The sequence below is a fragment of the Streptomyces sp. Wb2n-11 genome (assembly GCF_001049855.1).
GTDB classification, from domain to species: Bacteria; Actinomycetota; Actinomycetes; order Streptomycetales; family Streptomycetaceae; genus Streptomyces; species Streptomyces altiplanensis.
Map to the genome: position 1 here is coordinate 3,006,205 of NZ_CVPB01000001.1, position 22,425 is coordinate 3,028,629.

General features: G+C 71.2%; 20 protein-coding genes and 1 pseudogene. 7 read left to right on the forward strand and 14 right to left on the reverse strand.

What is annotated here, in order from left to right; translation table 11 throughout:
• Positions 1–4: 4 nt before the first annotated feature.
• From BN1555_RS13505 to BN1555_RS13535, 7 genes are read right to left on the reverse strand one after another with little or no spacing between them, the layout of a single operon-like run.
• Complete coding sequence (locus BN1555_RS13505) at positions 5–2,524, reverse strand: NADH-quinone oxidoreductase subunit G (RefSeq protein WP_093799617.1); 2,520 nt, start codon at positions 2,522–2,524, stop codon at positions 5–7.
• A complete protein-coding gene (nuoF, locus tag BN1555_RS13510; RefSeq protein WP_093799618.1) occupies positions 2,521–3,906 on the reverse strand; it encodes an NADH-quinone oxidoreductase subunit NuoF in 1,386 nt (461 codons plus the stop codon). The genes BN1555_RS13505 and nuoF overlap by 4 nt, the downstream gene beginning before the upstream one ends.
• Positions 3,906–4,727: an NADH-quinone oxidoreductase subunit NuoE gene (gene nuoE, locus BN1555_RS13515; protein WP_093799619.1), complete on the reverse strand. Its 822-nt coding sequence runs from the start codon at positions 4,725–4,727 to the stop codon at positions 3,906–3,908. Before nuoE ends, nuoF begins: the two co-directional genes overlap by 1 nt.
• Positions 4,728–4,762: 35 nt before the next feature.
• Positions 4,763–6,088: an NADH-quinone oxidoreductase subunit D gene (locus BN1555_RS13520; protein WP_093799620.1), complete on the reverse strand. Its 1,326-nt coding sequence runs from the start codon at positions 6,086–6,088 to the stop codon at positions 4,763–4,765.
• Entirely contained in the window at positions 6,085–6,807 is a 723-nt protein-coding gene (locus tag BN1555_RS13525) for an NADH-quinone oxidoreductase subunit C (RefSeq protein ID WP_093799621.1), read from the reverse strand. Before BN1555_RS13525 ends, BN1555_RS13520 begins: the two co-directional genes overlap by 4 nt.
• On the reverse strand, positions 6,804–7,358 hold the full coding sequence (locus tag BN1555_RS13530; RefSeq protein WP_093799622.1) for a NuoB/complex I 20 kDa subunit family protein: 555 nt from the start codon (positions 7,356–7,358) through the stop codon (positions 6,804–6,806). Before BN1555_RS13530 ends, BN1555_RS13525 begins: the two co-directional genes overlap by 4 nt.
• 18 nt (positions 7,359–7,376) lie before the next feature.
• On the reverse strand, positions 7,377–7,736 hold the full coding sequence (locus BN1555_RS13535) for an NADH-quinone oxidoreductase subunit A (protein ID WP_073792966.1): 360 nt from the start codon (positions 7,734–7,736) through the stop codon (positions 7,377–7,379).
• A 707-nt stretch (positions 7,737–8,443) separates the two neighbouring features.
• On the opposite strand from BN1555_RS13535, the gene BN1555_RS13540 reads away from it, so the two are divergent.
• On the forward strand, positions 8,444–9,331 hold the full coding sequence (locus BN1555_RS13540; RefSeq protein ID WP_093799623.1) for a C40 family peptidase: 888 nt from the start codon (positions 8,444–8,446) through the stop codon (positions 9,329–9,331).
• Between the two features lie 105 nt (positions 9,332–9,436).
• Here BN1555_RS13540 and BN1555_RS13545 read toward each other — a convergent pair.
• Positions 9,437–10,302, reverse strand: a pseudogene (locus tag BN1555_RS13545) (NAD(P)-dependent oxidoreductase).
• Between the two features lie 126 nt (positions 10,303–10,428).
• Here BN1555_RS13545 and BN1555_RS13550 point away from each other — a divergent pair.
• The 3 genes from BN1555_RS13550 (at position 10,429) to BN1555_RS13560 (ending at position 13,457) form a co-directional block, all read left to right on the forward strand.
• The gene (locus tag BN1555_RS13550) at positions 10,429–11,409 is read left to right on the forward strand and encodes a helix-turn-helix domain-containing protein (protein ID WP_093803373.1); all 981 of its coding nucleotides are present in this window, start codon (positions 10,429–10,431) and stop codon (positions 11,407–11,409) included.
• Positions 11,410–11,555: 146 nt separating this feature from the next.
• A complete protein-coding gene (locus BN1555_RS13555) occupies positions 11,556–12,923 on the forward strand; it encodes a serine hydrolase domain-containing protein (protein WP_093803375.1) in 1,368 nt (455 codons plus the stop codon).
• Positions 12,924–13,031: 108 nt separating this feature from the next.
• Positions 13,032–13,457, forward strand: coding sequence for a DUF6003 family protein (locus tag BN1555_RS13560; protein WP_093799624.1), 426 nt, complete (start codon positions 13,032–13,034; stop codon positions 13,455–13,457).
• A gap of 440 nt (positions 13,458–13,897) precedes the next feature.
• Here BN1555_RS13560 and BN1555_RS40310 read toward each other — a convergent pair whose 3' ends face one another.
• Together BN1555_RS40310 and BN1555_RS13565 are read right to left on the reverse strand one after the other, a co-directional pair.
• Complete coding sequence (locus BN1555_RS40310; RefSeq protein WP_255306021.1) at positions 13,898–14,023, reverse strand: hypothetical protein; 126 nt, start codon at positions 14,021–14,023, stop codon at positions 13,898–13,900.
• Between the two features lie 65 nt (positions 14,024–14,088).
• The gene (locus BN1555_RS13565; protein WP_093803377.1) at positions 14,089–14,760 is read right to left on the reverse strand and encodes a DUF4097 family beta strand repeat-containing protein; all 672 of its coding nucleotides are present in this window, start codon (positions 14,758–14,760) and stop codon (positions 14,089–14,091) included.
• Positions 14,761–14,982: 222 nt separating this feature from the next.
• Here BN1555_RS13565 and BN1555_RS13570 point away from each other — a divergent pair, with 222 nt between their 5' ends.
• Positions 14,983–15,717, forward strand: a complete 735-nt coding sequence (locus BN1555_RS13570; RefSeq protein ID WP_093799625.1) for a GbsR/MarR family transcriptional regulator — start codon at positions 14,983–14,985, stop codon at positions 15,715–15,717.
• Between the two features lie 21 nt (positions 15,718–15,738).
• On the opposite strand, the gene BN1555_RS13575 is transcribed toward BN1555_RS13570, so the two are convergent.
• On the reverse strand, positions 15,739–16,611 hold the full coding sequence (locus BN1555_RS13575) for a hypothetical protein (RefSeq protein WP_255306022.1): 873 nt from the start codon (positions 16,609–16,611) through the stop codon (positions 15,739–15,741).
• A gap of 541 nt (positions 16,612–17,152) precedes the next feature.
• Between BN1555_RS13575 and BN1555_RS13585 the strand changes: the two genes are divergently transcribed.
• Both BN1555_RS13585 and BN1555_RS13590 read left to right on the forward strand, forming a co-directional pair.
• Complete coding sequence (locus BN1555_RS13585; RefSeq protein WP_255306023.1) at positions 17,153–17,992, forward strand: helix-turn-helix domain-containing protein; 840 nt, start codon at positions 17,153–17,155, stop codon at positions 17,990–17,992.
• Positions 17,989–18,204, forward strand: coding sequence for a DUF397 domain-containing protein (locus BN1555_RS13590; protein ID WP_093799627.1), 216 nt, complete (start codon positions 17,989–17,991; stop codon positions 18,202–18,204). The genes BN1555_RS13585 and BN1555_RS13590 overlap by 4 nt, the downstream gene beginning before the upstream one ends.
• A 4-nt stretch (positions 18,205–18,208) precedes the next feature.
• Here BN1555_RS13590 and BN1555_RS13595 read toward each other — a convergent pair whose 3' ends face one another.
• The 3 genes from BN1555_RS13595 to BN1555_RS13605 form a co-directional block, all read right to left on the reverse strand.
• On the reverse strand, positions 18,209–18,418 hold the full coding sequence (locus BN1555_RS13595; RefSeq protein ID WP_369688973.1) for a hypothetical protein: 210 nt from the start codon (positions 18,416–18,418) through the stop codon (positions 18,209–18,211).
• 139 nt (positions 18,419–18,557) lie between these two features.
• A complete protein-coding gene (locus BN1555_RS13600; protein WP_093799628.1) occupies positions 18,558–19,841 on the reverse strand; it encodes a geranylgeranyl reductase family protein in 1,284 nt (427 codons plus the stop codon).
• 99 nt (positions 19,842–19,940) lie between these two features.
• Positions 19,941–22,310, reverse strand: coding sequence for a hypothetical protein (locus tag BN1555_RS13605; protein WP_176710032.1), 2,370 nt, complete (start codon positions 22,308–22,310; stop codon positions 19,941–19,943).
• Positions 22,311–22,425 lie beyond the last annotated feature (115 nt).

Sequence of the window (22,425 nt, forward strand, 5' to 3'; positions counted from 1 at the left end):
GGATTCACGCGATCACCTCCGGTGCGTCGGTGGCGGTGGTGACGGTGGCCGCCGGGCCGATGCGGACGACCTGTCCGGGCACCGCGCCGGTGTCGGAGGCGACTCCTCCGCCCACCGAGTTCAGCGGCAGCCACACCACGCGGTCCGGCATCGGCGTGACCTGGAGCGGCAGGCGGACCGTTCCGGCGGGGCCCGTGACGGCGAGCAGGTCGCCGTCCTTGACGCCCGTGCCGGCCGCGGTCGCCGCGGAGAGCCGGGCGACGGCCGCGTGGCGGGTGCCCGCGAGGGCTTCGTCGCCGTCCTGGAGACGGCCCTGGTCGAGCAGCAACCGGTGGCCCGCGAGCACGGCCTCGCCGGCGCCGGGGTGCGGCAGCGGGGCGGCGGACTCGGCCGGGTCGGCGGCGTGGGCTCCGCCCCAGGCGCCGAGGCGGTCCAGTTCGCGGCGTACGGCACGTACGTCCGGCAGCGCGAAGTGCACGTCCAGGGCGTCGGCCAGCATGTGCAGCACGCGCGCGTCGGCGGGGGCGAGCGTGCGCGTCATCTGGTCGGGCTTGAGCGCGGCCTCGAACATCCGGGCCCTGCCCTCCCAGTTGAGGAAGGTGCCGGGCTTCTCGGCGACGGCGGCCACCGGAAGGACGACGTCCGCCCGGTCCGTCACCTCGCTGGGCCGCAGCTCCAGGGAGACGACGAAACCGGCCCGGTCGAGAGCTTCACGCGCGCGCGGCGGGTCGGGGAGGTCCGCGACCTCGACGCCGCCGACGAGCAGGGCGGCCAGTTCACCGGTGGCCGCGGCCTCGAGGATCTGGCCGGTGTCGCGCCCGTAACGGCCCGGCAGTTCGGCCACGCCCCAGAGGGACGCCACCTCGTCCCGCGCGCGCGGGTCGGTGGCCGGGCGGCCGCCGGGCAGCAGTGAGGGCAGCGCGCCCGCCTCGACGGCGCCGCGCTCGCCCGCCCGGCGCGGGATCCACACCAGGGACGCGCCGGTCGCGGTGGCGGCCCGTACGGCGGCGGTGTACGCGCCGGGCACGGCGGCCAGCCGCTCGCCGACGACGATCACGGCGCCTTCGCCGCGCAGCGCTTCGGCGGCGGCGTTCCCGTCGGTGCCGAGTTCGGTGCGGTCCGTGATCGCGTCGAGCCACTCGGGTTCGGTGCCGGGAGCGGCGGGGAGCAGCGTGCCGCCCGCCTTCGTCAGGCCGCGGGTGGCGTGCGTGGCGACGGCGAAGGTGCGCTGGCCGTGCTTGCGGTGGGCCTTGCGCAGCCGCAGGAAGACGCCGGGCGCCTCCTCCTCGGACTCGATGCCGACGAGCAGGACGGCGGGCGCCTTCTCCAGCGCCGTGTACGTCGTCCCCGTGCCGTCGAGATCGCGTCCGCGCCCGGCCACCCGGGACGCCAGGAAGTCGGCCTCCTCGCTGCTGTGCACGCGCGCGCGGAAGTCGATGTCGTTGGTGTCGAGGGCGACGCGGGCGAACTTGGCGTACGCGTACGCGTCTTCGACGGTGAGCCGGCCGCCGGTCAGGACACCGGCCCGTCCGCGCGCCGCCGAGAGCCCCCGGGCCGCCGCTTCGAGCGCCTCGGGCCAGCTCGCCGGCTCCAGTACGCCCGCTTCGCTCCGTACGAGCGGAGTGGTGAGCCGGTCGGGGCGCTGGGCGTAACGGAAGCCGAAGCGCCCCTTGTCGCAGATCCACTCCTCGTTGACCTCGGGGTCGTCGGCCGCCAGGCGCCGCATGACCTTGCCGCGCCGGTGGTCGGTGCGGGTCGCGCAGCCGCCCGCGCAGTGCTCGCAGACGGACGGCGACGACACGAGGTCGAAGGGGCGCGAGCGGAAGCGGTACGCCGCCGAGGTCAGCGCGCCCACCGGGCAGATCTGGATGGTGTTCCCGGAGAAGTACGACTGGAAGGGGTCGCCCTCGCCGGTGCCGACCTGCTGGAGCGCGCCGCGCTCGATCAGCTCGATCATCGGGTCGCCCGCGATCTGGTGGGAGAAGCGGGTGCAGCGCGCGCACAGCACGCACCGCTCGCGGTCGAGCAGCACCTGGGTGGAGATGGGGACGGGCTTCTCGTACGTCCGCTTCTTCTTGTCGAAGCGGGAGTCCGGGTCGCCGTGGGACATGGCCTGGTTCTGGAGCGGGCACTCGCCGCCCTTGTCGCAGACCGGGCAGTCCAGCGGGTGGTTGATCAGCAGCAGTTCCATCACACCGCGCTGCGCCTTGTCGGCGACCGGCGAGGTGAGCTGGGACTTGACGACCATGCCGTCGGTGCAGGTGATCGTGCACGACGCCATGGGCTTGCGCTGGCCCTCGACCTCGACGATGCACTGGCGGCAGGCGCCGGCCGGGTCGAGCGCCGGGTGGTCGCAGAAGCGCGGGATCTCGATGCCGAGCAGCTCGGCGGCACGGATGACCAGCGTCCCCTTGGGGACGGAGACCGGGATGCCGTCGATGGTCAGCGAGACCGTGTCTTCGGGGGCTTGGGGCGGCCCCGCCGCCTCGCCGCCTCCGGAGGGAGCACTTGTCGTGACGGTCATGCGTTCACCTCCGTGGGGTGAGCGGGCTTGTCGGCCCATACGGTCGACTTGGCCGGGTCGAAGGGGCAGCCCTTGCCGGTGATGTGCTGTTCGTACTCCTCGCGGAAGTACTTGAGCGAGGAGAAGATCGGGGACGCGGCACCGTCGCCGAGGGCGCAGAAGGACTTGCCGTTGATGTTGTCGGCGATGTCGTTCAGCTTGTCGAGGTCGCTCATGCCGCCCTTGCCGGCCTCGATGTCGCGCAGCAGCTGCACGAGCCAGTACGTCCCCTCGCGGCAGGGCGTGCACTTGCCGCAGGACTCGTGGGCGTAGAACTCGGTCCAGCGGGTCACCGCCCGCACCACGCACGTCGTCTCGTCGAAGCACTGGAGCGCCTTGGTGCCGAGCATCGAGCCCGCCGCGCCCACGCCCTCGTAGTCGAGCGGGACGTCGAGGTGCTCGTCGGTGAACATCGGCGTCGACGAGCCGCCGGGCGTCCAGAACTTCAGCCGGTGGCCGGCGCGGATGCCGCCGCTCATGTCGAGCAGCTGGCGCAGCGTGATGCCGAGCGGGGCCTCGTACTGGCCGGGGCTGGTGACGTGGCCGCTCAGCGAGTACAGCGTGAAGCCCGGGGACTTCTCGCTGCCCATCGAACGGAACCAGTCCTTGCCCTTGTTGAGGATCGCGGGAACGGACGCGATGGACTCGACGTTGTTCACCACGGTGGGGCACGCGTAAAGACCCGCGACGGCGGGGAAGGGGGGACGGAGCCGGGGCTGGCCGCGCCGGCCTTCGAGCGAGTCGAGCAGCGCGGTCTCCTCACCGCAGATGTACGCGCCCGCGCCCGCGTGCACCGTGAGTTCGAGGTCGAGACCGCTGCCCAGGATGTTCTCGCCGAGGTAGCCCGCCGCGTACGCCTCGCGTACGGCCTCGTGCAGCCTGCGCAGTACGGGGACGACCTCGCCGCGCAGGTAGATGAACGCGTGGTTCGACCGGATCGCGTAGCAGGCGATCACGATGCCCTCGATGAGGGAGTGCGGGTTCGCGAAGAGGAGCGGGATGTCCTTGCAGGTCCCGGGCTCCGACTCGTCGGCGTTGACGACGAGGTAGTGCGGCTTGCCGTCGCCCTGCGGGATGAACTGCCACTTCATGCCGGTGGGGAAGCCGGCGCCGCCGCGGCCGCGCAGACCGGAGTCCTTGACGTACGCGATGAGGTCGTCCGGCGACATGGCGAGGGCCTTGCGCAGGCCCTCGTACCCCTCGTGCCGCCGGTAGGTGTCCAGGGTCCAGGACTGGGGCTCGTCCCAGAACGCCGACAGGACGGGCGAGAGCAGCTTCTCCGGGCTGGTCTCGCCCCCGGTCTCCGGCCGGGAGGCGCCCCCGTATTGGGTGGACAAGGTCATCACTCCCCCTCCTCGGCTTCCGGTCCGGCCGGGTGAGCGGGGTCGGACGCCGAGGTCTGCTGCGGAGCGTCGTGCGAGCTGAGGTGCTCGGACGGCGAAGGATCGTGCGGTGACCCGTCCTGCCGGGCCTCCCCGCGCGGGTGGACCACGCGGTGCTGCGGTGCCTCGCCCTTGGCGAGCCTGAGGCCGGTGAGCGAGGCGGGTCCGGCGCCGCCCGTGGCCTCGACGGCGCCGGGGCGCTGGTCGGGGAAGCCGGCCAGGATGCGGGCGGTCTCCTTGTACGTGCACAGGGGCGCGCCGCGGGTGGGCCGGACGGGCCGCCCGGCCCGCAGGTCGTCGACGAGCCGCTTGGCGGATTCGGGCGTCTGGTCGTCGAAGAACTCCCAGTTGACCATCACCACGGGCGCGAAGTCGCAGGCCGCGTTGCACTCGATGTGTTCGAGGGTGACCTTGCCGTCCTCGGTCGTCTCGTTGTTGCCGACGCCGAGGTGCTGCTTGAGTTCGTCGAAGATGGCGTCGCCGCCCATCACCGCGCACAGCGTGTTGGTGCAGACGCCCACCTGGTAGTCGCCGCTCGGCTTGCGCCGGTACATCGAGTAGAAGGTGGAGACGGCGGTGACCTCGGCGGTGGTCAGGTCCAGCGTCTCGGCGCAGAAGCGGACGCCGGTGCGGGTGACGTGTCCCTCCTCCGACTGCACGAGGTGCAGCAGCGGCAGCAGGGCGGACCGGCTGTCGGGGTAGCGGGCGATCACCTCCCTGGCATCCGCGTCGAGCCGGGCGCGCACGTCGGCCGGGTAGTCGGGAGCGGGGAGCTGCGGCATCCCCAAAGACATCTCTTGATTTGCTGGTGTGGCTGTCACCGGTCGACGCCTCCCATCACGGGGTCGATGGACGCGACGGCGACGATGACGTCGGCGACCTGGCCGCCCTCGCACATCGCCGCCATGGCCTGCAGGTTGGTGAAGGACGGGTCGCGGAAGTGGACCCGGTAGGGGCGGGTGCCGCCGTCGGACACGACGTGCACGCCCAGCTCGCCCCTGGGCGACTCGACGGTGACGTACGTCTGTCCGGCCGGGACCCGGAAGCCCTCGGTCACCAGCTTGAAGTGGTGGATCAGGGCCTCCATGGAGGTGCCCATGATCTTCTTGATGTGGTCGAGCGAGTTGCCGAGGCCGTCCGGTCCGAGCGCGAGCTGCGCGGGCCAGGCGATCTTCTTGTCGGCGACCATCACGTCGCCCGGTTCCCGGAGCCGGTCCAGGCACTGCTCGACGATCCGCAGCGACTGCCGCATCTCTTCGAGCCGGATCAGGAAGCGGCCGTAGGAGTCGCAGGTGTCGGCGGTCGGCACCTCGAAGTCGTACGTCTCGTAACCGCAGTAGGGGTCGGTCTTGCGCACGTCGTGCGGCAGGCCGGCCGAGCGCAGGACCGGCCCGGTCACGCCGAGCGCCATGCAGCCGGTGAGGTCGAGGTATCCGACGTCCTGCATGCGGGCCTTGAAGATCGGGTTGCCGGTGGCGAGCTTGTCGTACTCCGGCAGGTTCTTCTTCATGGTCTTCACGAGCTCGCGCAGCTGGTCCATCGCGCCCGGGGGCAGGTCCTGGGCCAGGCCGCCGGGGCGGATGAACGCGTGGTTCATGCGCAGGCCGGTGATCAGCTCGAAGGCATCGAGGATCAGTTCACGATCACGGAAGCCGTAGATCATGATCGTGGTCGCGCCCAGCTCCATGCCGCCGGTGGCGATGCACACCAGGTGCGAGGAGAGCCGGTTGAGCTCCATCAGCATCACGCGGATGACACTGGCCCGGTCGGGGATCTGCTCCTCGATGCCGAGCAGCTTCTCGACGCCCAGGCAGTACGCCGCCTCGTTGAAGAACGGCGTCAGGTAGTCCATGCGCGTGACGAGGGTCGTGCCCTGCGTCCAGTTGCGGTACTCGGCGCTCTTCTCGATGCCGGTGTGCAGGTAGCCGATGCCGCAGCGGGCCTCGGTGACCGTCTCGCCGTCGATTTCGAGGATGAGCCGGAGCACGCCGTGCGTCGACGGGTGCTGCGGGCCCATGTTGACGACGATGCGCTCGTCGTCGGCCTTGGTCGCGGCCTGGACGACCTCGTCCCAGTCGCCGCCGGTGACGGTGTAGACGGGACCTTCGGTGGTCTCGCGCGCTGACGCGGGTGGGGTAGTCACGAGTACGACCTCCGCTGGTCCGGAGCCGGGATCTGGGCGCCCTTGTACTCGACGGGGATGCCGCCGAGCGAGTAGTCCTTGCGCTGCGGGAAGCCCTGCCAGTCGTCCGGCATCATGATCCGGGTGAGGGCGGGGTGCCCGTCGAAGACGAGGCCGAAGAAGTCGTACGTCTCGCGCTCGTGCCAGTCGTTGGTCGGATAGACCGAGACCAGCGAGGGAACGTGCGGATCGCTGTCCGGCGCGCTCACTTCGAGGCGGATCAGCCGGCCGTGGGTGAGCGAGCGCAGGTGGTAGACGGCGTGCAGCTCGCGGCCCTTGTCCTCCAGGTAGTGGACACCGCTGACGCCCGTGCAGAGCTCGAAGCGCAGGGCCGGGTCGTCACGCAGCGTCTTCGCCACCTGCACCAGGTGTTCGCGGGCGATGTGGAAGGTGATCTCGCCGCGGTCGACGACGGTCTTCTCGATGGCGTTGTCCGGGAGGAGGCTCTGCTCCTCCAGGGCGCCTTCGAGCTCGTCCGCGACCTCGTCGAACCACCCGCCGTACGGCCGCGGGCTGGCGCCGGGCAGCGTGACGACGCGCACGAGGCCGCCGTAGCCGCTCGTGTCGCCGCCGTTCTTGGCGCCGAACATGCCCCTGCGTACGCCGATGACCTCGGCGGTGTCCTCGCGCTGGGCGGGGAGGCCGCCGTTCCCGGGGACGCCGTTGTTCTGCTCGCTCACCGCAGCAGCCCCTTCATCTCAATGGTGGGGAGCGCCTTGAGGGCCGCTTCCTCCGCCTCGCGGGCCGCTTCTTCCTGGTTCACCCCGAGCTTGGAGTTCTGAATCTTCTGGTGCAGCTTCAGAATCGAGTCGATCAGCATCTCGGGGCGGGGCGGGCAGCCGGGCAGGTAGATGTCGACGGGAACAATGTGATCAACACCCTGCACAATTGCGTAGTTGTTGAACATTCCGCCCGAAGAGGCGCAAACACCCATGGAAATGACCCACTTGGGGTTCGGCATCTGGTCGTAGACCTGCCGCAGCACCGGCGCCATCTTCTGGCTGACCCGGCCCGCCACGATCATCAGGTCGGCCTGGCGCGGCGAGCCGCGGAACACCTCCATGCCGAAGCGGGCCAGGTCGTAACGGCCCGCGCCCGTCGTCATCATCTCGATGGCGCAGCAGGCGAGGCCGAAGGTCGCGGGGAAGACGGAGGATTTCCGCACCCAGCCCGCGGCCTGTTCGACGGTGGTCAGCAGAAAGCCGCTGGGCAGCTTCTCTTCGATTCCCATTGGTGACCCCTCAGCCCCTCAGTCCCATTCCAGGCCGCCGCGCCGCCATACGTACGCGTAGGCAACGAAGACGGTGAGCACGAAGAGCAGCATCTCGACGAGCCCGAAAAGCCCCAGGGCGTCGAAGGAGACGGCCCAGGGATAGAGGAAGACGATCTCGATGTCGAAGATGATGAAGAGCATCGCCGTCAGGTAGTACTTGATCGGGAAGCGACCGCCTCCGGCGGGCGTGGGTGTCGGCTCGATGCCGCACTCGTACGCTTCAAGCTTTGCCCGGTTGTAGCGCTTTGGACCGATAAGCGTGGCCATGACCACGGAAAAGATCGCAAACCCTGCCCCGAGGGCGCCGAGCACGAGGATGGGCGCGTAGGCATTCACGCTCCTCGCTCCTTCCAGTCGTCCTTGACCGTTGGACCGCACCGGAGCTTGCGTTTTCCGCCGCCTCCGCGATCTTCGCCACGCGAAGATCACGTACATGTGAGGCAGTTCACAAACCCGGCTGCTTCGCATCCTATGCCTGCCGGTCTGTGATCTGCGACACGGGGTACGACAACGTCTTTGTGATCTCCAACACCCGACGAAGGATCATGAAGTTGGATGAGCGGTGATCTTTATACGCGAAGCACACGACTGGTCACGAGCCGTCACAAGTGAGGGTGTCGCCGCTGGTCGGGGGCGTGTTGCGCTATCAAGGCAGATGCGCTCAGGCAAATTCGCAATGGGCGGCGCCGGGTGGTAGAGGGCGCGCTCACCCCGACGGGGGAGCTTCGCGTACGAATGTGGACGCGTGCGCGCGTTCACGAGCGCCGACGGCACTCCGAGGGCGGCCAATCTGTGACCTGCATCACACCGCCCCGGCTTCCATACAAGCGGGCTTGGCCAACAGTGTGAACGGATGGTAAGCGCCCGGCAATTGGGACGTATTGCGGAAAACCCATGATCACAGGCTTGATCGCGCATGCCCGTATTGCCCGTTACGGCGTCAATAAAGCCCGAGCGGCGTCCGATTCGGGCCGCCGTGGCGCAACTGTGGCGCACCCCACCTTTCTTGAAGGGAACCGCGAACCCCTGATAGCGGTTGTCCCATGTCCCTCACCGCTCACATACCCAGCCACCGGAAACCCCGCCGCAGCGCCTCCAAGGTCGCGCTCCGTGCCGGAGTTGCCGGTGGCGTCCTCAGCACCATCGCGGTGGCCGGTGCTGCCGGGCCGGCGAATGCCGAGCCGGTGACCGCGACCCTCGAGATGCCCACGATCACCGCGGACCTGGCGACCACCGTCGCCGTCTCCGCCGAGGCCACCCAGCAGGTCGCGCACGCCTACGACCTCCAGGCCCAGCAGGACGCCGCCGCCGAGAAGGCCGCGAAGACCGCCAAGAAGGCCAAGGCGGACGCCGACCGCAAGGCCGAGGCCGAGCGGAAGGCCGAAGAGGCCGCCAAGAAGAAGGCCGCGGAGGAAGCAGCCGCCAAGGAAGCGGCCGCCGAGAAGGCCGAGCAGGAGCGCGCCTCGCGCACCGCGGAGCGCACGACGCTCAGCGCCTCCGCCGGTGACTCCGGCGTCTCCGTCGGTTCCTCCGACTCCTCGTCGTCCTCGTCGGCCCCGTCGTCCTCCACCGCCACGGGCAGCGCGGCGGCCGTGGTCGCCTTCGCGCGCGCCCAGGTCGGCGACGCGTACGTCTCCGGCGGCACCGGCCCCAACTCCTGGGACTGCTCCGGCCTCACCCAGGCCGCGTTCCGCTCGATCGGTGTCGACCTGCCGCGCGTCTCGCAGGCCCAGTCGACCGCGGGCACCCAGGTCGGCCTGGACAACCTCCAGCCGGGCGACATCCTCTACTGGGGCGGCGCGGGCAGCGCGTACCACGTGGGGATCTACGTGGGCGGTGGCAACTTCGTCGGCGCGCAGAACTCCGGCACCGGTGTGGTCGAGCGTCCCCTGGCGTACGACATGCCGACCGGTGCGGTCCGCGTGCTCTGAGCGGTCTCCGCATCTTCTCCACGACGGAGGGCCGTCGTTCCCGGACCCGGGAACGACGGCCCTCCGTCGTGCGTCCGACCGCCGGCCCCCGTCGTCCGGCGTCGCTCAGCCCTTGCGGAACAACTCGACGAGACGCGCGTAGCTGTCCCCGCCGTTCCCCTCCTCGACGGCCCGCTCGATCAACGCCTGCGACAGCTCGGGCAGCCGCCCGTCTATGCCCGGTCCCTCCCCGCGTGGACCAGGTGCGCGATCGCCACGCGCTGCATGGCGAGAGTGGCGTCGTCGCCCGGGTAGTGACCGGCGTCCACCTGCTCGGCGTACGTCCCCATGAAGCCCGTCACCGCGCCCAGCCAGCGGACCGCGACCGGGGTGAACACCGTCGCGGCCACGCCGTCGGCTCCGGCCAGGGCCGTGGCGTGCAACCAGCCGCTCAGCGTCGTCCACATCAGGTCGAGCAGCGCCAGGTCGTAGAGCGAGGCGACGCCGGGGTCGTCACCGAGGCCGACGGGGTCGCCCAGGGCGGCCAGGGTGTCCCGGTGGGCGGCGAAGGCGGCGGGTGAGCCGCTGTAGAGGAACATGCTCGCCGGGTCGCCGACCCCGGGCGGCGTCGACATGACGGCGCCGTCGAGGTAGTCGAAGCCGTGCCCGGCCGCCCAGGCCGCCGTCTGCCGGGCCTGCTCGGGCGAGCCGGTGGTGAGGTTGACGACCGTACGGCCCGCGAGCGACCCGGCCACCGGCTCCAGCAGTTCCCGTACGGCGTCGTAGTGGAGCACGCAGACCACCACGACCCCGGCGGCCGTCACCGCGTCGCCGGGCGTCGCCGCGCGCACGGCGCCCCGGGCGACGAGCGGGTCCGCCTTGGCCGGGGTGCGGTTCCAGACGGTCGTGGGGTGTCCGGCCGCGAGGAAAGCGTCCGCGAGCGCCGTCCCCATCTGTCCCAGGCCGAGGACCGTAACGTTTTCCCGGTTCATTGGCGTATCTCCCAAATGCGCAGTGTGTATGGCTTCTTGGTGAGATCAACCCTCGCAGCGCCCGGCGTCCGCCGACAGTGGCAGGAGTGCCTCCCTCCGCAAAATTCCTGCCATATGCTCGCCCGCATGCACACCGTCGCCATAGCCGTGGCCGAGGACGCCGGCATCTCCCCCTGGGAGCTGCACGAACTGTCGATCGCCTGCGCGGTCTTCGGTGTCCCGCAGCCCGATCTCGCCGACCCCTGGTACGACCTGCGCCTGTGCGGTACGCGCAGGAGCGCCCCCCGTACCGGCTTCTCCCTCTCGACCCCGCACGGACTCGACGCGCTCACCGGGGCGGACACCGTGATCGTGCCCTCGGTCCCCGACCCGTGCGTCGAGGACGGACAGGACGTGCCGCCCGAACTCGTCGACGCGCTGCGCGCGGCCGCCGGCGCCGGGGCCCGCGTGGTGTCCCTGTGCACCGGCGCGTTCGCGCTCGCCGCGGCCGGACTGCTCGACGGCCGCCGCGCCACCGCCCACTGGCAGCACACGGCGGCGCTCGCCGAGCGCTACCCGAAGGTCCTGGTCGACGACTCCGTCCTCTACACCGACGACGGCAACGTCCTCACCAGCGCCGGAGCCGCCGCCGGCCTCGATCTCTGCCTGCACCTGGTCCGCCGCGACTTCGGGGCCCGGGTCGCGGGCCAACTGGCCCGCCGCCTGGTCGTCCCCGCCCACCGCACGGGCGGGCAGGCCCAGTTCATCGACCACCCCGTCCCCGAGACCGACGACGACAATCTCGGCCCGGCCCTCCAGTGGGCGGCGGCCCGCCTCCACGAGCCGCTCACCGTCGACGACATGGCCCGCCGCGCCCGCATGAGCCCGCGCACCTTCTACCACCGCCTCCAGGCATCCACCGGCACCACCCCGCTCCAGTGGCTGCTGGGCCGCCGCCTGGCCCACGCCCAGTCGCTCCTCGAATCGACCGACCTGCCGATCGACCGCATCGGCGAGGAGAGCGGCCTCGGCACGGCGGCCAACCTGCGCCGCCACTTCACCCGCCAGGTCGGGGTCTCCCCCAGCGACTACCGGCGCAGCTTCAGGGCGACGCGCACCTCACCGTGACAGCCCCTGCACCGTCCGAAGCCTGACGTTTGTCATGTGTTTCCGTGCAGAAGATCGTGCTGCGGGCGGAGGGCGGGCCGCGGCGGCGCGACAAGGATGGGGAAATCGAACACCCACCGTGCACGCGTGACGAAACAGGAATGACCATGCCCCTCGCCCGCGTCAACGCCCCCCGCCCGGAGCGCCGGAGACTCCGCCTGGCCGCGGTGGCCACGGCCGCCGTCCTGTCGCTCGGGGCCGTGCCGGCGCAGGCGGCCGCGCCCGCGGCGACCGCTCCCGCCGCCACCGGGTCCGGCTCGTCCGCCGCACCGTTCGCCGGGCCCGGGCGCGGACTTGACCGGGCGGCCCTCCGGAGCTCGCTCGCGGCCTTCCACGAAGCCGGTATGTACGGGGCCTATTCCGCGGTCCGCGACGGCTCCGAGCAGTGGCGGGGAGCCGCCGGGCTGGCCGACGTGGACACCGAGCGCCGGATGCGCCCCGACTTCGAGCACCGGATCGGCAGCATCACCAAGACCTTCACCGCGGTGGCCGTCCTCCAGCAGGTCCGCCAGGGCCGCATCGGACTCGACGCGCCGATCGGACGCTACCTGCCCGAGCTGATACCCGGCGAGCGGGGGCGCGAGGTGACGGTGCGCATGCTGCTCAACCACACCAGCGGCATCCCCGACTACGTCCTTCCCGCCTTCCCCGGCCTGACCGTGGACCCGGGCAAGGAGCTCGACGAGAACCGCTTCCGCCGCCTGCGACCGGAGCAGCTCGTCCGCCTCGGGCTCGCGGCGCCGCCGGTCGCCGAGCGCGGCACGCACTCCTACGCGAACACCAACTACGTGATCGCCGGGCTGCTGTTGCAGAAGGTGACGGGCGAGGACCCGGAAACGTACATCACCCGCAACGTCATCCGTAAGGCCGGGCTGCGGCACACCTACTTCCCGAGCTCGCCCCGCGTATCCGGGCCGCACGCCAGGATGTACGAATCGATGTACGGCTACATCGAGCCGGCCCGCGACTACAGCGTCTACGACATGTCCTGGGCGGGCACGGCCGGAGCGATGGTCTCGACGATGCGGGACCTCAACGACTTCCACCGTCAACTGCTGGGCGGCAAGCTGCTCGGCCCCGCCGAACTGCGCGCCATGAAGACCACCGTCCCGGCCTACGAGCCCGATCCGGGCCAGGACGTCGCGATGCGCTACGGCCTGGGCATCTACACCCTGCGCATGCCCGGCGGCGGCTGGTACTGGGGCCACGACGGCGGTGTCTTCGGGGCCGGGACCTGGGCGCTCTCCACCGAGAACGGCCGCAGGCAGGTCGCCGTCGGCTACAGCCTCATGAAGTACGAGCGGTTCGACGAGCAGAACAAGCCGAAGCCGGACCCGATAGGGGCGGCGCTGTTCTCGTACGTCGACGGAGCGCTCAGCGGCGGAGCGGGCAAGCCCTCGACGACCCTCCGCCAGTCGGCGCCCGGCTCCCTGCCCCCGCTCCGGTCCCTGGTCACGCCCGAACAGTTGCGCTGACAGCCCCCGGCCGGGTTCTGTGCCGAGCGGCCGGGTGGTGACTTCCGTGTGCCGGGGTAAAGGAACGGAACCGACCGATCCAGCACCAGCCCCACGAAGGACTCGAAGATGACGGACGACGCCTACCTGTTTCTCGCGGACGCCTCGGCCACGCACCTGGGGGTGGCGTTGTCCGTCGTCGGCGACCTCGAATGCCTGGAGACCTCCGCCGTGCAGGCGTGGTTCGACGCCCAGGGCGTCACGGCGCACCAGGAGCACGTGCGGGTACTGCCGCCCGAGGAGAACGGTTTCGTCCCCGAGGGGGCCGAACGGCTGCCGGTCCCGCTCAGCGAGGAGGAGCTCGAACGCGTCCGGCGGGCCGGTGCTCCGGAGGAGACGGCCCGCCTCGAAGAGGAACTCCTGGCTTTCCGCGACTGCGCCGACGGGCGGGACGCATTGCTCGGCAAGGCCCTGGCGGCCGGTGTCCCGCCGCACCGCATCGTGGAGCTGACCGGGGTGGATCCCGCCACGCTGGCGGCGGCCACCGAAGCCTGAGCCCGGCACCGGCGCCGACGCCGGCACCCCGTCCGTCCAGCCGGCCGTGTCCGTCCCCCGGGCCCGCCCCGCGCACGAGCGAGGCGGCGTACTCCGGCACGGTTTCGGAGTACGCCGCCCTGGGGCGCCGGGAGCCGAGGGGGGCCGCGGGCTCATGGCGGTTGCTTCGGGTCGCGGCCGCACTTCGATGTCCCGGCCTGCCGCAGCGTGCGGCCGGGTGGACCCGGCCGTCCACACCGGTGGGCACCGGCCGGGGCGAGCGAGCCGGCTCGGCCCGTGCGGGTCCACGCCGCCGGCTCCGTACTACTGGGCCGGTTCGGCCGCGTCGGCCGGTCCGTCCTGCCCGCCGCCGAACACCTCCTTGGCGAGCCCTTGCGTCGCCTTCTGGAACGCCACCGCCATGGACAGCGCGGCGTCGTCGACATAGTTCAGCGCGGCGGTCAGGGTCTTGCTGCGCCCCGCTCGTCGTGCACGCGCGTCGTCACCCCGGTGAAACCGGACTCGGCCATCTCCTCGATGGCCTTCCGCAGCTCCGGGCGGTCCTGGTCGGCAGGAGTGACGGACATGGTGGTGTGCTCCTTACTGTCACGGAATTCGGCTGGACGGACGGGATCACCGCGGGGCGCCCCGCTCAGAGGCTGCGGGCGGTGATGTCGCCGTAGGCGGTGGTCGCGTGGATGTTCAGGCCGGCGGCGGCGCCGTCGGTGTTCTTGAGCGCGTTGTGGATCCGGCCGTAGGCGGTGCCGGCGTCCAGGGAGGCGGAGACTCCGCGGGCGGCGCCGACCGAGATCTCGCCGGACTCGGTGCGCAGCGTGACCGTCCCGCGCACGGCCTCGGCGATGCGGAGGTCGCCCTTCTGGGTGCTGATCTCCGCGGGGCCGCCCAGGCGGCCGACCGAGACGTCGCCGTCGAGGAGGGCGAGGCGGGCGCTCGCGGTCTCGTCGAGCTTGACCGTGGCCTGCGCGCCCTCGAAGGCGACGTCGCCGAGCCGTCCGACGCCCCGGAACTCGGCACTGGCCGCCTTCGCCTCGACGCGGGAGCCGGCGGGCAGTTGGATGGTCACCTCGACGGATCCGGAGTGGCCGAGGATCCGGTCCTTGGCGGGTGCGGTCCCGATCCGCAGGACACCGTCGCCGTATTCGACCGTGGTCTGCTCCGCCGCCTTCACGTCGCGGCTCTTGGCGGTGTCAGCGGGCAGGACCTCGACCGTGGTGTCGGCCCGGTCGGCGGCGATGAACCGGATGCGTCCCGCGGGGATGTCGAGGATGGCGGAGACCGGGGCGGGGGTGGCGAACTTCTGCATGGTGCGCTCCTTCGGCTCGTTGTTTCCGATGACCAAAACGCTACGTTGCATTCGTAGTTTAGGCAACGTCAACGTTGCATCCAAACCCAATAACCCCAGGTAAAAGCAAGGAAATCGTTGCAATGATTCTGACCGTAACGCAACAGCCCTCACCTCGTTCGTTGCAATGAGTTGAAGGCGAACGCTATGCTGGCGACTCCACGGACCACGAAGGAGACCCCGATGCCGGGAGGCAGACTCACCCAGCAGGAACGTCAGCAGATCGCGCTGGGACTGGCCGACGGCCTCGCCTACGCGGAGATCGCCAGGCGCCTCGACCGCCCCACCTCGACGATCACGCGCGAGGTGATGCGCAACGGCGGCCCCACCACCTACCGCGCCGACCTCGCCCACCGCGCCACCGAACGCCGCACCCACCGGCGCGGGCAGGCCGCGCCCCGGGGGCCGGAGGCTTCCCCGCAGCCCTACGGGCGCGACCCCGAGGCGGTGCACGAGTACGAGGAGACGTTCACCACCGTCCTCCTGACTTCGGGCATGCCCGCGATGATGTCCCGGGTGATGGCCTGCCTCACCCTCAGCGACGCCGGCAGCCTCACCTCGTCCGAGCTCGTCCAGCGCCTCCAGGTCAGTCCGGCGTCCGTCTCCAAGGCGATCACGTTCCTCGAGAGCCAGGGCTTCGTCAGCCGGGAACGCGACGAAGGCCGCCGTGAGCGCTACGTCGTCGACGACGACATCTGGTACCGGTCGATGATGGCCAGCGCCCGGTCCACCGCCCAGATCGCCGAGACCGCACGGCAGGGCGTCGGCGTCCTCGGCCCCGCCACCCCGGCCGCCGCCCGCCTGGAGAACGTCGCCCGCTTCCTCGACTTCGTCAGCGAGAGCACCGCCCACGCCGCGGAGCAGGCCCGCGACATCCTCCACACGAAACCCGGAACGGCCCCGGACAACACCGCCTGAGCCGCGTCCGGACGCGACGGTTCAGGGCGCCGGGCGGAGTTTGTGCGTACGGAGTGCTTCCCGGAGCCGGGCCGCCTTTCCGCGTACGACGTCGGCCGGGAGGCGGTCGTCCCGGCGTACGCACGGTTCGCTGCGGCAGACGCGGCACACGCCGCCGGGCAGGGATTCCGGCATCCCGGGGGCGTGGCAGTCCGCGCACTCCATGACATACCGGCCCTGGGCGGGGGCCGGGGGCACCGGCGGCAGCTTCGTGATCAGCCGGTTCTGTACGAAGCCGAACGGGTGCCGGACGGGGTCGGGCAGCATCGAGGCGACGGCCCGCACGAGTTGCGCCTCGGTGGCGCCCCGCCGGAACCAGTCCCCGGCCAGACCGGCCAGCGCCTCGCATTCCACGCCGGACAGGGCGAGTCGGGGGTGGCTGTGCGCGAGCCGGGCGAGGGCGTCGCGGCCACGCGCGTCGGGTTCCCGCGCGGGCGCGGGGTCGGCCATCCCGGACTGCGGAACGTCACCGCCGAGGAACGCGGCCCACCAGGCGTCGGGGCGTGCGGTGCGGGTGAAGTAGGTGCGGTAGACCCACCGCGCGCCTTCCGCGTCCTGCACGTCCCGGCGTACGCGCCGCAGGTGCCCGGCCTCGGAGAGCCTGCGCAGCGCGGTGCCGACGGCGCACTGGCCGAAGTCGTCCAGCTCCCTGGCCAGCGTCTTGATCGAGATGTCGGCGCCGTCGGGCAGCCGGTCGATGTACCCGGCGATCACCGCTTCACGCTTGGGCAAGTGTGCGAAGTCGCGCCCGCGACGGGGTTCCTGGTCGGGTGCGGACCGCTTCCCGAATCCGGGCTTGGCCATCGGATGGGCGGGCGCGTGCAGGACGGCGCGGCTAAGCTGCTGAACAGCCATGAGATCGGCTCCACGATCTTGTCGGTCAGACCCCTGTGCGGTGCTGGTAACACCGCATGGGGGTCGTTTGCTGTGCCGCACGCTACACGGCAAAAGCCCTGCGTGGCGACCTGATCACAAAAAGTCATCTGCGCTGGTGCACCGGCCGGTTGGCGCACCACAGGGAGGGTGGGTGGGAGGAATCCCCACCCACCCTTCCCAGCAAAAGGCGCTCGCACCTCGCCTCCCGGAGCTCAAGCGCCGCCGGAGCCGTTCGCCCGGCATCGGGGCAGCGGCACGGCGGGTACTCCATCGACCCGGGCGGCAGCTCCGCCCCCTCCACCGGCTCCCCTGCCGCGTCGAGCCGGAGCACGCCGTCCGTTCCGTAATCCGCCATCAGCTCCGCGAGCCGCGCCCGCGCCTCGCTCCTCCGTGGTGCGTTCATCCCTGTTCCTTGCCTCGCTCGATGCGTCGCTTTCCGTGTCCGATCGTTGCGCTGTGTGCATACGATGGGTAGGGGGCAGCGGACAACAACGGTGTTGAAACGCAGGGGAGTTCAGTGGTGAGCAAGCCAAACAAAGGCCTGAGCTTCGCTCAGGGCAAGGTCGGGTGGCCGTTCTTCGGCTCCGAACTCAAGCGGCAGCGAGAAGCGGTAGCGCTCACCCAGCAGCAGCTCGGGGAGCGGGTCTACGTCTCGGGGACGTACATCGGCCAGATCGAGGCCGCCATCCGCAAGCCCCAGCTCGACCTCGCGCAGCGCATCGACAGCGAGCTGGGGACGGACGGGCTACTGGCCCGCATGTGCAAGGAGCTGATCGACAGCAGTCCGCACCCTGCCTATTTCGCCGATGCTGCCGCCTTGGAGTCGGAAGCCCTCACCATCAGCGAGTACGCGCCGACGCTGGTTCCAGGACTGCTCCAGACCGAGGAGTACGTACGGGCGTTGATGGCACCGGCTGCCGCGCTCATCCTCGACCACGACATGGACACGTGGGCCCGGGCCCGTGCGGCGCGGGCTGCCCTGCTCGATGGACCAACAAGGCCCGTGTTGTGGGTCGTCCTCCATGAGGCCGTGTTGCGCATCCCCGTGGGCGGCCCGGAGGTGATGGCTCGCGAACTTGAGCACATCGCCGAATTGGTTCGACGCGGACGCATCCTCGTCCAGGTGCTGCCCTTCGCCGCCGGGGCCCATGCCGCAAGCAGCGGCATGTTCGCAGTCATGACGTTCGACGACGCACCGCCCGTCGCTTACTCGGAAGGGCAGCACTCGGGTCAACTGCTGGACATCCCCCCGCTGGTCGCCAAGTACCAGCGGTCTTACGATCTGATCCGGGCCGCCGCGCTGTCGCCGGAGGCGTCCCTGGCCCTGATCGAATCGGCGGCGGAGGACTTCGCACCATGAGCACTGCGCATGACCTGAGCGGCGCCACGTGGCGCAAGTCGTCCCACAGCAACGCCGAGGGCGGTAGCTGCGTCGAAGTGGCCGACGGCTTCCCAGACGTCACGCCCGTACGGGACAGCAAAATCTCCGGCGGCCCCGCGCTCCTCTTCGACGTGACCGCCTGGTCGTCCTTCGTCTCCGCCGTGAAGGACGACCGCTTGCCGCCCGCCTGAGCGCTCACCGCCAGGCGGTGAGCAACTCCTCGGGACCCACCACCTGTACGCTGTCCGCCGTGGCGCCGCTGCGTGACACCGCGAGCAGCGGGGTGTCCTCGTCCGCGCCCGGCAGTTGTGACCGGTGGACGATCAGGCGCGCCAGGTCACGCGCGTCGAACGGCCGGTTCTCCAGCCACTTGATCGAGCCGACCCATCCGGTCGAGCGCGGCAAGCTCGCGCTCGCGACGGACGAAACCGTCCGTCTGTGCCGTCGCTCCAGCCTTGGTCACACCATGTTCGGTACGCCCAGAAACGGACGTCCCACATGTGGGCGTGTCCTGCGCCATAGGTCAGGGGTCAGGGGTCAGGGGTCAGGAGTTCGGCGCGGCCTTGGCCAGGCCGTTGATGATGCGGTCCATCGCGTCGCCGCCCGTCGGGTCGGTCAGGTTGGCCAGCATCTTCAGCGTGAACTTCATCAGCACCGGGTGCGTCAGGCCGCGCTGGGTCGCGATCTTCATGACCTTCGGGTTGCCGATGAGCTTCACGAAGGCGCGGCCCATCGTGTAGTAGCCGCCGTACGTCTCCTTGAGGATCTTCGGGTAGGCGTGGAGGGCGAGCTCGCGCTGGGCGGGGGTCGCGCGGGCCTGGGCCTGGACGATGACGTCGGCGGCGATCTGGCCCGACTCCATGGCGTACGCGATGCCCTCGCCGTTGAACGGGTTCACCATGCCGCCCGCGTCACCCACGAGGAGCAGGCCCTTGGTGTAGTGGGGCTGGCGGTTGAAGGCCATCGGGAGCGCGGCGCCGCGGATCGGCATCGTCATGTTGTCCGGGGTGTAGCCCCACTCCTCCGGCATCGACGCGCACCACGCCTTGAGCACCTCGCGCCAGTCCAGCTCCTTGAACGCCTTGGAGGAGTTGAGGATGCCGAGGCCGACGTTGGACGTGCCGTCGCCCATGCCGAAGATCCAGCCGTAGCCGGGGAGCAGGCGGTCCTGCGGACCCCGGCGGTCCCACAGCTCCAGCCAGGACTCCAGGTAGTCGTCGTCGTGGCGCGGGGAGGTGAAGTACGTACGGACCGCGACGCCCATCGGGCGGTCCTCCATGCGGTGCAGGCCCATGGCGAGGGAGAGGCGGGTCGAGTTGCCGTCGGCCGCGACGACCAGCGGGGCGTGGAAGGTGACCGGGGTCTTCTCCTCGCCGAGCTTGGCGTTGACGCCGGTGATCCGGCCCGTGCGGGGGTCGAGGACCGGCTCGCCGACGTTGCAGCGCTCGTACAGGCGGGCGCCCGCCTTCTGGGCCTGGCGGGCGAGCTGCTCGTCGAAGTCGTCGCGCTTGCGGACGAGTCCGTAGTCCGGGTACGAGGCCAGGTCCGGCCAGTCGAGCTGGAGGCGTACGCCGCCGCCGATGATGCGCAGGCCCTTGTTGCGCAGCCAGCCCGCCTCTTCGGAGATGTCGATGCCCATCGAGACCAGCTGCTTGGTGGCGCGGGGCGTCAGGCCGTCGCCGCAGACCTTCTCGCGCGGGAACGCGGTCTTCTCCAGCAGGAGGACGTCGAGTCCGGCCTTCGCCAAGTAGTAGGCGGTCGTGGAGCCGGCGGGTCCGGCCCCGACGACGATCACATCTGCGGTGTGCTCGGAGAGGGGCTCGGTCACGGCGGGATCTCCCGTAAGACTCGACGTCGCGTGCCCGGGGGCACAGGTCGAAGGCAGTCTATTGGGGCGTGCCGAGCGCCCTCCCCAAGGGTCGGCGGGTCAGTCGAGGGTCCAGGTCGCCAGCGCGGTGTCGAAGGTCTTGCGGGCGTACTGCCAGTCGCGGTCCCGTGCCTTGGTGTAGATCGAGTAGTCGGTTCCGTCCTCCGCGATGTAGCCCTGGTCGATCGCGTGCAGGGTCTCGCCCGTCTGCTTGTCCGTGAACGTGTACTCCCAGATCGCGCCCGGCCGGCCCTGGAAGGTGTCCCGTTCCAGGCGCAGGCGCCGGAAGTCCCTCTGGTTCGCCTTGGCCTTCTTCTCGATGGTCAGGAAGTTCTCGTACGAGGAGGAGTACGGGGGGTCGGAGACGACACCGACGAGCAGGTGCTCCATCCCGGTGGAACCGGCGTAGGTGATCTGGCCGCGGTCGGCGCCCTGGCGGGACCAGACCTCCGGTACGGCGAGGGAGAAACCGGCCGGATCCGTCACCCTCCGGTAGCCGGCGGGCACTTCGGAGCGTGCCGGCGGGGCGGAGGTCGCGGACGGGCTCGGCGTGGTCCCGGTCCCGGAGGCCGAGGGGGACGGGGACGCGGTGGGAGCGGGCGACGTGGAGGTGCTCGGGGTTCCGGTCGCCGGTTCGGTGGGGCTCTCGCTCTCGGCCACCACGGGCTCGCCGTCCTGCGACTGCCGCACGGTGGTGCTCTTGCCGCCGTCGTTGAGCAGCAGCACACCGGCGGTGGCGCCACCGCCGACGAGGAAGGCGGCGGCGAGCGTTCCGGTCCAGAGGAGCGCGCGGCTCCGGGGCTTGGGGGCGGGCGCGGATGTGGGTGTGGGGATGAAGGCGGGAGTGGGGGCGGGCGCGGGAGGGGGGTACACCGGGTGCGATTCCGGGGCGGTGGCCGCCGTCGCCGTCGTCATCGCGGCCAGGGCCTCGGGCGGAACGTACCCGGGCGGGGCCGGTGGTGCCGGCTGGGCCGACGGGGTCGGAGGGGTCGGAGGGACGGGCGGAACTCCCGGTACCGCGTCCGTCCGCCCGCCCCGCACCCGTGGCAGGTACGGCGCGATCAGCACCGCCCCTCCCAGCCACAGCAGCCCGAGGAGCAGCGCGTACCCCGGGCTCGGCGCGACCTCCACCGTGCCCTGCGCGCCGCCGAAGTCGCCGATCCCGCCCGCGAGGTCGGCAGAGACCCCGGTGAATCCGGCGAACAGCAAGTACAGGCCGAGGAAGAAGGCCCCGGCCAGCACGTGTTCGCGCCGCTCGGCCGAGCGGCGGGCCGTCCACAGCGCGCACACGAGCGCGCACACCAGACCCAGCGCCAGCGTGCCCGCCACCGCCCAGCCGTTGTGCACCTCGCCCAGCTCGGACAGGCCGAAACTGCCGTGCTGGAGGCCGCCGCCGAAGTAACCGACCTGGCCCTGGAGGTCGTACTCCACCGGTACGCCCCAGCTCGCCCCGAGCACCAGCAGCCCGATGTTCGGCAGCACCGGCAGCGCGAACAGCAGCGCCTCGCCGTCGACGCCCCCGGTACTCGCGTACACGACGAAGCCGACGAGCGTGCAGAGCACGAGCACGGAGCCGAGCGCCCGCAGTGCCGTCCCGAGCGCGCGTACGGCCGCCTCCGCCGCGGGCCACCGCGCCGGCCACTGCGCGAGGTCGTCGCGCTGGAGCAGGCCGGCGGTGACGGCGAGCGAGAGCACCAGCGCACCGAGGGCGGCGGGCAGCGGCGACGACACGACCTCGACGCCCGCGACCGACGGCTGGGCGAACAGGCCGAGGACCAGCACACCGGCGGTGGCGAGGAGGGTGACGCGGACGGCCGCTTCGAGACCCGCCGTACGCCCGTGCTCGTGCGACGCCACCCGCGCGCGCAGCTTCCGTACGCCGATGAGGTGCGCGCCGATCCACAGGGCGGTGACGGTCAGCGGTACGAGGGAGATCTCCGCGCCGCCCGCCGGGCCGGGGGAGAACTCCGGAGAGCCGAAGTCCCCGCCCCCCGCGCCGAACTGCGACGGTCCCGCGCTCCGCACCTCGAAGCCGCCGCCGAACGCCTGGAGCAGCAGGGCGAGCGCGATGCGCAGCCGGTCGCTCCAGCCGACCACGACGTCTGCGCCGTCTCCGCCGCTGCCGCTGCCGCTGCCGCTGCCGCCACCGTCCTGGCCGTACGACGGGACGGCCAGCGCGACCGCCAGGACGAGCAGCAGCCCGAGCGGCCAGGCGGCGGCCTTCGCCGCGGACGCCCAGTCGCCCCGGAAGGCGCGGCCGAAGAACTGTCCGAGGGGCGAGGGCGTCGCGGGACCGGGTGCGTACGCGGGCGGCGGGGGTGGGGGCAGGGACATCCCGCCCCCGGCGGACGGCCGTTCGTGCCCGCAGCTCATGCAGTGGCGGGCCTCGTCGGGGCCCGGGGTTCCGCAGTTCGGGCAGTGCAGCGGCATGGGGGCTCCGGACGCGGGGAGGGCGGGATGAGCGGGGAGGCAGGGAAAGCGGGGAGAAACGAAGGAAGAGCGGTTCCTGTGTGTTTCCCGTGTGAACTGACTCGTCTTCCCCGCC

Excerpts from the sequence above, each read along its gene's own strand:
- BN1555_RS13505 (WP_093799617.1), bottom strand. The coding sequence starts at position 2,524 with ATGACCGTCACGACAAGTGCTCCCTCCGGAGGCGGCGAGGCGGCGGGG.
- nuoF (WP_093799618.1), bottom strand. The coding sequence starts at position 3,906 with ATGACCTTGTCCACCCAATACGGGGGCGCCTCCCGGCCGGAGACCGGG.
- nuoE (WP_093799619.1), bottom strand. The coding sequence starts at position 4,727 with ATGCCGCAGCTCCCCGCTCCCGACTACCCGGCCGACGTGCGCGCCCGG.
- BN1555_RS13530 (WP_093799622.1), bottom strand. The coding sequence starts at position 7,358 with ATGGGAATCGAAGAGAAGCTGCCCAGCGGCTTTCTGCTGACCACCGTC.
- BN1555_RS13540 (WP_093799623.1), top strand. The coding sequence starts at position 8,444 with ATGTCCCTCACCGCTCACATACCCAGCCACCGGAAACCCCGCCGCAGC.
- BN1555_RS13550 (WP_093803373.1), top strand. The coding sequence starts at position 10,429 with ATGCACACCGTCGCCATAGCCGTGGCCGAGGACGCCGGCATCTCCCCC.
- BN1555_RS13555 (WP_093803375.1), top strand. The coding sequence starts at position 11,556 with ATGCCCCTCGCCCGCGTCAACGCCCCCCGCCCGGAGCGCCGGAGACTC.
- BN1555_RS13560 (WP_093799624.1), top strand. The coding sequence starts at position 13,032 with ATGACGGACGACGCCTACCTGTTTCTCGCGGACGCCTCGGCCACGCAC.
- BN1555_RS40310 (WP_255306021.1), bottom strand. The coding sequence starts at position 14,023 with ATGTCCGTCACTCCTGCCGACCAGGACCGCCCGGAGCTGCGGAAGGCC.
- BN1555_RS13565 (WP_093803377.1), bottom strand. The coding sequence starts at position 14,760 with ATGCAGAAGTTCGCCACCCCCGCCCCGGTCTCCGCCATCCTCGACATC.
- BN1555_RS13570 (WP_093799625.1), top strand. The coding sequence starts at position 14,983 with ATGCCGGGAGGCAGACTCACCCAGCAGGAACGTCAGCAGATCGCGCTG.
- BN1555_RS13575 (WP_255306022.1), bottom strand. The coding sequence starts at position 16,611 with ATGGCTGTTCAGCAGCTTAGCCGCGCCGTCCTGCACGCGCCCGCCCAT.
- BN1555_RS13590 (WP_093799627.1), top strand. The coding sequence starts at position 17,989 with ATGAGCACTGCGCATGACCTGAGCGGCGCCACGTGGCGCAAGTCGTCC.
- BN1555_RS13605 (WP_176710032.1), bottom strand. The coding sequence starts at position 22,310 with ATGCCGCTGCACTGCCCGAACTGCGGAACCCCGGGCCCCGACGAGGCC.